This window comes from Nocardia carnea (assembly GCF_029868855.1).
In the GTDB taxonomy this organism is placed as follows: domain Bacteria; phylum Actinomycetota; class Actinomycetes; order Mycobacteriales; family Mycobacteriaceae; genus Nocardia; species Nocardia carnea_A.
On record NZ_JARWOV010000332.1, the window covers coordinates 22822 to 29897 of the forward strand.

8 protein-coding genes are annotated in these 7076 nt (G+C 67.2%); 5 read left to right on the top strand and 3 right to left on the bottom strand.

Annotated elements, in window-relative coordinates; all coding sequences use genetic code 11:
- Positions 1 to 75: 75 nt before the first annotated feature.
- Together QH195_RS33720 and QH195_RS33725 are read right to left on the bottom strand one after the other, a co-directional pair.
- Positions 76 to 1437: a cryptochrome/photolyase family protein gene (locus QH195_RS33720; RefSeq protein ID WP_280438380.1), complete on the bottom strand. Its 1362-nt coding sequence runs from the start codon at positions 1435 to 1437 to the stop codon at positions 76 to 78.
- Between the two features lie 98 nt (positions 1438 to 1535).
- A complete protein-coding gene (locus tag QH195_RS33725; RefSeq protein ID WP_280438381.1) occupies positions 1536 to 3017 on the bottom strand; it encodes an SDR family oxidoreductase in 1482 nt (493 codons plus the stop codon).
- Between the two features lie 339 nt (positions 3018 to 3356).
- On the opposite strand from QH195_RS33725, the gene QH195_RS33730 reads away from it, so the two are divergent.
- Positions 3357 to 3635, top strand: a complete 279-nt coding sequence (locus tag QH195_RS33730; RefSeq protein WP_280420568.1) for a type II toxin-antitoxin system Phd/YefM family antitoxin — start codon at positions 3357 to 3359, stop codon at positions 3633 to 3635.
- Positions 3632 to 3898, top strand: a complete 267-nt coding sequence (locus QH195_RS33735; RefSeq protein WP_280438382.1) for a type II toxin-antitoxin system RelE family toxin — start codon at positions 3632 to 3634, stop codon at positions 3896 to 3898. The genes QH195_RS33730 and QH195_RS33735 overlap by 4 nt, the downstream gene beginning before the upstream one ends.
- 46 nt (positions 3899 to 3944) lie before the next feature.
- Here QH195_RS33735 and QH195_RS33740 read toward each other — a convergent pair whose 3' ends face one another.
- Positions 3945 to 4712, bottom strand: a complete 768-nt coding sequence (locus tag QH195_RS33740) for an IclR family transcriptional regulator (protein WP_280438383.1) — start codon at positions 4710 to 4712, stop codon at positions 3945 to 3947.
- A gap of 240 nt (positions 4713 to 4952) precedes the next feature.
- On the opposite strand from QH195_RS33740, the gene QH195_RS33745 reads away from it, so the two are divergent.
- The 3 genes from QH195_RS33745 to QH195_RS33755 form a co-directional block, all read left to right on the top strand.
- On the top strand, positions 4953 to 5288 hold the full coding sequence (locus tag QH195_RS33745; RefSeq protein WP_280420571.1) for a YciI family protein: 336 nt from the start codon (positions 4953 to 4955) through the stop codon (positions 5286 to 5288).
- Complete coding sequence (locus QH195_RS33750; RefSeq protein WP_280438384.1) at positions 5285 to 6502, top strand: RNA polymerase sigma factor; 1218 nt, start codon at positions 5285 to 5287, stop codon at positions 6500 to 6502. The genes QH195_RS33745 and QH195_RS33750 overlap by 4 nt, the downstream gene beginning before the upstream one ends.
- A gap of 45 nt (positions 6503 to 6547) precedes the next feature.
- Positions 6548 to 7076: SRPBCC family protein (locus QH195_RS33755; protein ID WP_280438385.1), on the top strand; the 529-nt coding region annotated here is incomplete at its 3' end.

The window sequence follows — 7076 nt, forward strand, 5'->3', positions numbered from 1 at the left end:
TTCGCGGACACCCGTCCTGCCGGAGCACCGCACGGTCGGCGAATGGGCGGCCGACTGTGCCGGTACCGCCGATGCTCATCCGGGCTGCCGTAGTTCCGAGAAGTCGCGTGCTGCCTGCTCGTGATCGACGATGCGGGTCGGATAGCCGGGCACCTCGTCGGCGTGCCATCGCCATGGTCGATGGATATCGCGGCCGTCCAGATGGGCGAGTTCCGGTACCCAGCGGCGTACATAGGCGCCGTCGGGGTCGTAGCGGTCGGCCTGCCTGATCGGGTTGAGCACTCGGTTCGGCCTGGTATCGGCGCCGGTGCCGGCCATCCACTGCCAGTTGAGCTGGTTGTTGGCCAGGTCGCCGTCGGCCAGTAATCCCAGGAAATGGTTCGCGCCGCGCCGCCAATCCAGGTACAAGGTCTTGGTGAGAAAGCTCGCCGTGATCATCCGGGCCCGGTTGTGCATCCAGCCCTGGGCGGCGAGCTGGCGCATACCGGCGTCCACGATCGGATAACCGGTCTGCCCGGCCTGCCATGCCGCCAGCGAATCGGTGTCGGCGTGCCAGCGGTCGTTTCGCGTTCGATAGTCGCTGTGGACGGTTTCCGGGCGGGCCGCGAGCATCTGATGGTGGAAATCGCGCCAGGCCAGCTGCCGCACGAAAGCGGCGGCGCCCGGCGCCGACAAGTCACTGCGGTGGACCAGTTCGGTTGCCGACAGACAGCCGAAGTGCAGATACGGCGAAAACCGTGAGGTCGCGTCGCCGGCGAGATCGTCGTGGCGATCTGCGTAGGCGCTGATCTTCTCGCGAAACCAGTCTCGTGCGAGGCGCCGGCCTGCGGATTCGCCTCCCTGTGGTAGCTCCGGCGAAGGGTTGCCGCGCGTGAGATCCGTCGCGGCGGGCACCGGCTCGGTTCCGGCGCCGTGCGGTAACCGGATGCGTTGCGGTACCGGAAGCGGAGCGCGCACCGGGAGCTGGGCCCAGCGACGATGATAGGGCGTGAAAACCGCGAAATGATCCCGGCCGCCGCTGGGCGTGAGCCGGCCGGGTGCGGCCACGGTGATGCTGCCGGTATGCACATGCAACCGGCAATCCGACCCCGCCAGCTGCCTGCGCAGCCGGTCTTCGCGCCGACGGCTGTAGGCGCTGACATCCTCGGCGATATGTACTTCGTCCACCGAGTACTGCCGGACCAATCGGCACACTTCCCGCGCCGTATCGCCGTGGCGCACCATCAGCTGCGCACCGGACCGGCGCAGTCCTTCGTCCAGGTCGGCCAGCGCGGTCACCAGGAACTCGGCTTTGTTTCGGCTGAGATAGTCTGTGGCGCAAATCTTTTCGTCCACCACGAACACCGGCAGCAGCTCGGTTGCCCGCGCGGCGGCGGCCAGGGCCGGATTGTCGTGGACGCGCAGGTCCCGCGTGAACAATGCCATCGCCACTGCCATGAGTCACCGTCCCTGTTCTCGTCCGCCGCTGCCCTGCGCGGGACGTCGACCGATACGCGACCTCCGCACGCTGCCGCCGTGCGCGGCGGCCCCGGATTTCACCGGGTATCCCCGGTGCTCGCGGCCGGGGCCTGATGCTCGGCGGTGCCGACGATATTGCGGACCATCCCGCCGAAGACGATGTCGTGGAACGGCGTGATCGCCTTCCAGTAGAGATGCCCGGCCAGCCCACGCGGCTGGAAGACCGCACGCTGGCGATAGCGGGCCCCGCCGGGCTCCGGTTCGACGCCGAGCTCCAGCCACGCCGATCCCGGGACCCGCATTTCGGCACGCAGCCGCAGCAGGTGCGGACGGTCGATCAGTTCGACGCGCCACCAGTCGAGGGCTTCGCCGGTGTGCAGCCGCTGGGGATTCTTGCGTCCGCGGCGCAGCCCGACACCACCGCTGAGCCGATCGATCCACCCGCGCAGCGACCATGCCAGCGGGAACGAATACCAGCCGTTCTCCCCGCCGATCGATTCGATCACCGTCCAGAGAGTGTCCGGGCCTGCGCTGGTGCGCTGTTCACGGATGTCCTGGTAGAGCGACCCGCCGGACCAGTCCGGATCGCTGGGCAGCGGGTCCGACGGCGCGCCCGCGATATCGGCATCCGACCACCGGGTGGGCACCTGCGCATCACGGATCCGCGCCAGCGCCAGCTCGACCGCGCGCTCGTATCTCGTTGTGCCGCCTTCGGGTTCGGGAATGTAGTCGTCGATATCGTGTTCCCGGCACACCATCTCGTGCACGAGGGATTCGATCAGCGGTATCGCCAGGGCCCGCGGTACCGGGGTGACCACGTTGACCCACTGGGCGGAAAGCCACGGCGTGAGCACGGGGACCGGCAGCACCAGCCGCCGGGGCAGTCCGGCCACCGTCGCGTATTTCCGCATCATCGTCAGATAGGTCAGCACATCCGGTCCGCCGATATCGAAGGCACGGTTGACGTCGGCAGGTAGTTCGGCAGATCGTACGAGGTAGTGGAGAACGTCACGGACGGCGATGGGCTGGATCCGGTTGTGCACCCAGCGGGGGGTGACCATTGCCGGTAGGCGTTCGGAGAGGTAGCGCAGCATCTCGAAGCTGGCCGAACCGGAGCCGATGATCACCGCTGCGCGCAGTTCGACGGTGGGCACTCCCGACTCCCGGAAAATGGCCCCCACCTCGGCGCGGGAGGCGAGATGCCGCGACAGCGGCACCCCTTCCGGGACGATGCCACCGAGATACACGATGCGCCCGACCCCCGCCGCCCGTGCGGCGGTCGCGACCGTCCGTGCGGCACGCTGATCGATATCGGAGAAATCGCGTTGCGTCAGCGAATGCACCAGGTAGTAGACGACCTGCCGACCGGCGACCGCCGCCTGCACATCTTCCGCGGTGGTGACATCCCCGCGCACCACCTCGACCCGGTCCCGCCACGGAACCTCCGCCAGCTTCGCCGGTGTGCGCGCCACGACCCGGACCTCATGTCCGGCTCGCACCAGTTCGGGCACCAATCGTCCGCCGATGTAGCCGGTCGCTCCGAAAACAACACACCGCATATCCGATCACCGTTCTTCCGGAATGGCATTGTCTGAGGTGGAGAGATATGTGCTGGTAGGGACGATACGCAATCGGCTACCCAGCGGCCGTCCTCCGATGCACGCCCAGCCTGAATTCGGACAGGGGCTGTGCAGTGGGCGTGGAAAAGACCGGGATGGCCGGTAGCCGGTCGGCGCATCGCTGCTGTCCGGACGGTACCGCTGTCGCCGGTGCAGCACTGGCCGGACTCGTCGGGGGCGGCAGCGACTCTGCCGGATCGATGCGGGCCGGTCGGGGCCAACGACATAATAGGTCTGTATATAGACCTAAATTTTGGTCAATCTACTATGCTGTAGGGCATGGAAATCATCCCTATCAGTGAGGCGAAAGTTCGGATCGCGGAGCTCGTGGACAAGGCAGCCCGAGAACACGACAGTTACACGATCACCAGGAACGGCCGAGCCGATGCGGTCATCCTGTCGATGGCGGAATACGAGTCGATGCGGGAAACACTCGATATTCTCGCCGACCGGGAGGCTGTTGCCGATATTGCGGAATCTGAAGCCACAGAGGAATATTCAACTTCCGAGGAGATCGCGGAGCTGATGAAACAGCGGCGCGACCGGCACACCGCATGAGCTGGTCGATCCACTACAAACCGGCAGCGCGCCGAGCGCTGACCGAGAGCCTGCCCGAGGCTGTGGCGGTCGCCGCACTCGAGCTGATCGAGGGCGATTTACGGCAGGAACCCTTCCGGGTGGGGAAGCCGCTGGAAGAGCCTTTCGAGGGCCTGCATTCGGCGCGGCGGGGAACCTACCGCATCATCTACCGCATAGTGGCCGACCGTGGTGTGATCGAAATCCACTCGATTCGGCACCGGCGAGATGTCTATCGGTTCTGATCCGCTCACCGCTCTGGTCCCTGGTCGGTGCGCAGTCGGCTCGGCTTCACGGGTTGGCCGGGACGCGGCGGGCGAGGATGGAGGCGATACCCGCGGCGGCTGCCTGGACCGAGGCCGCGTGGGTTTCGGGGCGGAAGCGGGTGACCGGGCCGGTGACCGAGATCGCCGCGGGGGGCTCGTCGCTGCCGTCGAGGATGGGGGCGGCGACGCAGGCGATCCCGATGGTCGATTCCTCGTGTTCGTAGGTGACCCCGGTTTCCACGGCCTGGGCCAGTTGCGTGCGCAGCAGACCCGGGGCCACGACGGTGCGGGGTGTGCGCCGGACGAGCGGACCGGTGAGAATCCGGTCGATGGTCTCCGGGTCGGAGTGGGCCAGTAATGACTTGCCGATCGCTGTGCAGTACAACGGCATTCGGCCGCCGATTCGGGACGGCGCGCGGGCCTGACGGTGACCGCCGATCTTGCTGATGTAGACGACTTCGTCGCCGTCGCGAACGCCGAGGTGCACGGTTTCGCGGGTTCTGGTGAACAGGTCCTGGAGAAAGGGGATCGCGACCTCGAGCAGGGTGCGTTCGGTGGCCGCGCGCATACCCAGTTCGAACAGGCCGCGGCCGAGACGGTAGCCGTCGGGAGCGGCGCTGAGCAGGCGGGCCGCGACCAGATCGCGGCTCATCCGGTGCACAGTGGCTTTCGGCAGGCCCGTACGCCGGGTGAGTTCGGACAATCCGACGGCCTGATCCTCGACACCGAACGCCTCCAGGATCAGGAGTGCCCGGCCCAGGACGGACCGGTCGTCGAGCTGTCGTTCCGGCATGATGATCTCTCTTGTCGGTCGGTCCGTTCAGTGGACCATTCTACTGCTGAACAGCTGATTCGCGGGTGGCCCCGGCTCGGCCCGCGCACCGGGAGTGCGGGGTGCAGGGAACTACCGGGACGCAGGCTCGAGGCCGCTCGTCGTGCTACGAGCCCCTCGGGTCGGTGATGATGGGTCGGTGCGACAGTGTCCACGTGCACGGCGTTGATCGGTGTGGGCCGGTCGGGCATATTCGGTGCCATGAAGTATGTCCTGCTGATCTGCGACGATGAAACGGCTTCGCCGACCAACGAGGAGATAGCAGCGGACCCGGCGTACCAGGGGTGGGCGGCGGATGTGGACCGGCGGGGGGCCAGGCTCGGCGGGGCGCGGCTGCGTCCGGTCGCGGATGCGACGACTGTCCGCGTACGTGATGGGGAGACGGTTGTTTCCGACGGGCCGTTCGCGGAGACCAAGGACTTCGTCGGTGGGATCGACATCATCGATTGCGCCGATCTGGACGAAGCGATCGAGATCGCGGCCGGGCATCCATATGCGCGGTGGGGTTGCGTCGAGGTCCGGCCCGTGTGGGAATGACCGCGCCGGACAGAGTTCGCGCCGCGGTCGAGGCGGCGTATCGGGACGAGTGGGGCCAGGTGGTCGCCACCCTGATCGGGCTGACCGGCGATTGGGATCTGGCCGAAGACTGTGCGCAGGACTCGTTCGCCGCGGCGCTGGCGACCTGGCCGCGCGACGGCATCCCGAGCCGGCCGGGCGCCTGGCTCACGACAACTGCGCGCAACCGTGCCACCGACCGGCTGCGTCGCGACACCGCCGGCGCAGCGAAGATGCGTCAACTTGCCGTACTGGCGAGGACAGCCGAGGAGCCTGCCGCGGAAGAGATACCCGACGACAGGCTACGGCTGATTTTCACGTGCTGTCATCCGGCGCTGCCGTTCCCGGCCAGGGTCGCGCTCACGTTGCGCACGCTGGCGGGGCTGAGCACCGCGGAGATCGCCAAGGCGTTCCTGACTGCCGAGTCCACGATGGCGCAGCGCTTGGTGCGCGCCAAGCGCAAAATCGTCGAGGCGGGCATCCCGTTCCGGGTCCCACCGGCGGATCAGCTGCCGAAACGATTGTCCGCGGTACTCGCCGTGCTCTACCTGATCTTCAACGAGGGCTACGACGAGCCGGACGGACACCGGGCGCTGACCGCTGAGGGAATTCGCCTCGCCAGGGTCCTGGTCCGCTTGCTGCCGGTCGAACCGGAACCACGCGGCCTGCTGGCGTTGATGCTCTTGCTCGAGGCCCGCCGGGCATATCGCACCGAAGGCGGTGTGCTGGTCCCGCTGGAGAACCAGGACCGCTCCCGATGGAACAGTGCGCTGATCGCCGAAGGAGTGGCGACGCTCGACGACGCACTGGCCATGCGGCGTGCCGGGCCTTATCAGGTGCAGGCCGCGATCGCCGCGTGTCACGCCACCGCGCCCGACGCGGAAGCCACGGACTGGCCACAGATCGCGATCCTGTACGCGGAGCTCGCCCGGTTGGCGCCCTCACCGGTGGTGGACCTCAATCGCGCGGTGGCGATCGCCATGGCCGACGGTATCCCGGCCGGTCTGGCCCGTGTCGATGAGCTCACCGAGTCCGGCAGGCTCGCGGGGTACTACCTGCGGCCCGCGACCCGTGCCGATCTGCTCCGCCGGGCCGGCCGCCGCGCCGAAGCCGCAGCGGCGTACGAACAAGCACTGGCGCTGGCGCCGACCGACGCCGAACGCCGCTACCTGGCCGATCGCCTCGCCAGCCTCTGACCGAGCGTTCGTATCCGTCGAAATTCCGGAAAAAGATCCGGGTCGATGTCGATTCCGGTCGGCCTGCTTCGTCGGTGGGGCAACACCACCGGAAAGAGAGGCAAGAAAATGTCGTACACCGAACAGCTGACCGCCACCATCAGCGTCGACCGCACACCCGACGAGATCTTCGCCGCCATCACCGACGTGCGCAAATGGTGGAGCGAGAACATCATCGGCGACACCGTCGCCCTGCACGACGAATTCGTCTTCACCGACGACAGCAAGTACGCGGGTGAAACGGCCAAGGAGGAGAAGGAGGGCATCCGGTTCAGCCGGTTCGATATCACCGAGGTCGTGCCGGGGGAGCGGGTCGTCTGGCACGTCGTCGACTCGTACCTCACCTTCGTCGCCGACCGGCACGAGTGGACCGACACCGATGTCGTCTTCGACATCACCGCCACCCCGGAAGGCGCCACCCTCCGCTTCACCCACGAGGGCCTGAATTCCGCCGAATCGGAATGTTTCGAGGCATGCTCCCGCGGCTGGAAGTTCTACATCGAGACAAGCCTGCGGCAACTGATCACCACCGGTA

What these genes read in the sequence shown, in the direction of transcription:
- QH195_RS33740 (WP_280438383.1), bottom strand. Translation starts at nt 4,712, where the DNA reads ATGCCGGAACGACAGCTCGACGACCGGTCCGTCCTGGGCCGGGCACTC.
- QH195_RS33730 (WP_280420568.1), top strand. Translation starts at nt 3,357, where the DNA reads ATGGAAATCATCCCTATCAGTGAGGCGAAAGTTCGGATCGCGGAGCTC.
- QH195_RS33720 (WP_280438380.1), bottom strand. Translation starts at nt 1,437, where the DNA reads ATGGCAGTGGCGATGGCATTGTTCACGCGGGACCTGCGCGTCCACGAC.
- QH195_RS33745 (WP_280420571.1), top strand. Translation starts at nt 4,953, where the DNA reads ATGAAGTATGTCCTGCTGATCTGCGACGATGAAACGGCTTCGCCGACC.
- QH195_RS33735 (WP_280438382.1), top strand. Translation starts at nt 3,632, where the DNA reads ATGAGCTGGTCGATCCACTACAAACCGGCAGCGCGCCGAGCGCTGACC.
- QH195_RS33750 (WP_280438384.1), top strand. Translation starts at nt 5,285, where the DNA reads ATGACCGCGCCGGACAGAGTTCGCGCCGCGGTCGAGGCGGCGTATCGG.
- QH195_RS33725 (WP_280438381.1), bottom strand. Translation starts at nt 3,017, where the DNA reads ATGCGGTGTGTTGTTTTCGGAGCGACCGGCTACATCGGCGGACGATTG.